The 1,318-nt window shown below is 58.1% G+C and carries 1 protein-coding gene; it reads left to right on the forward strand.

What is annotated here, in order from left to right:
- On the forward strand, window positions 1–1,318 hold a 1,318-nt coding region (locus ACNFCI_RS23910; protein ID WP_416768416.1), incomplete at both ends, for an immunoglobulin-like domain-containing protein.

The raw sequence follows: 1,318 nt of genomic DNA on the forward strand, positions 1-1,318 counted from the left end.
GCCTGCCGAAACCGTCATCACCGATTCGGTCGACACCACCAGCGTCACCCTGACCGCAACGCCAGGCATCACCGAAGGGGGCGTGATCACCTACACCGCCACCCTGAGCAATCCGGCGCAAACACCGGTCACCGTGACCCTGTCCAACGGCCAGACCATCACCATCAAGGCCGGCGAAACCACCGGTACCGTGGACTTCAAGACCCCGGCCAATGATGTCTTCGTCAATGGCAGCACTGTCAGCACGACCATTACAGGCGCGAGCGGTGGCAACTTCGAGAAGCTGACGCCCAACACCACACCTGCCGAAACCCAGATCAAGGACAGTATCGACACCGTGACGGTCAGCATCGCCGGCAACGGCGATGTAACCGAGGCCCAACAGCCGGCCTTCACTGTCAAGATCAGCCAGAAGCTGGATCACGACCTGACCGTCACCTTGAGCAATGGGGACAAAGTGGTCATCAAGGCTGGCGAGACCGAGATCGAGTACAAGCTCGACGCCCAGGGCGACGACGTATTCACCGATCCGGGCAAGGTAACGTTGGGCGTTACCGATGCCAGCGTTGATGGCAAGCAGTTCGAAGACCTGCAATTGGGTGGCGAGGCGAGCGTTGCGATCACCGATACGGTTAGCGAAGTAAAAGCCACGCTGTCTGTGGATAAAACTACTGTCGCTGAAGGCGGTGAAATCACCTACACCGTCACGCTGAGCAATGGGCAGAAATTGCCGGTCAACGGCCATGGTGGCCTGGTCTTCACCCTGTCGGACGGCACCAAGGTTTCTATCCCAGCCGGCAGCGCCAGCGGCTCCATTACCGTCAAAGCATCGGATGACGTGTTCACCGGTGGCCAGCCGACCATTACCAACAAGCTTGAGTCGGTAGAAGGCGGTGAGAAGTTCGAGAAGCTGACTTTGGGTGAGAACTCTGTTTCGACGGAAATCACCGATGAGCCAGGTTCGGGCACCAATACCGGCAACGAAGGCGACAAGTTCGAAGTCACCATCGTCAGCAAGGGTGATGTCACCGAAGACCAGCAGCCGTCCTTCACCATCCGGATCAGCGAAAAACTCGATCACGATGTCACCGTTACGCTGAGCAACAATCAGCAGGTGGTCATTCAAGCCGGTAAAACCGAGGTCGATTACTCGCTGCCGGCCCAGGGCGATGACGTATTCAAGGATGCAGGTGAAGTTTCGCTGGGCGTCACCGATGCGACCGTCGCCGGCAAGCAGTTCGAAAACCTGCAACTGGGCGACAAGGCCACCGTCAACATCACCGATACGATCAGCGAAGTGAAAGCCACGCTGTCTGTG

It is taken from the genome of Pseudomonas sp. NY15356 (genome assembly GCF_048068175.1).
Lineage (GTDB): Bacteria > Pseudomonadota > Gammaproteobacteria > Pseudomonadales > Pseudomonadaceae > Aquipseudomonas > Aquipseudomonas putida_K.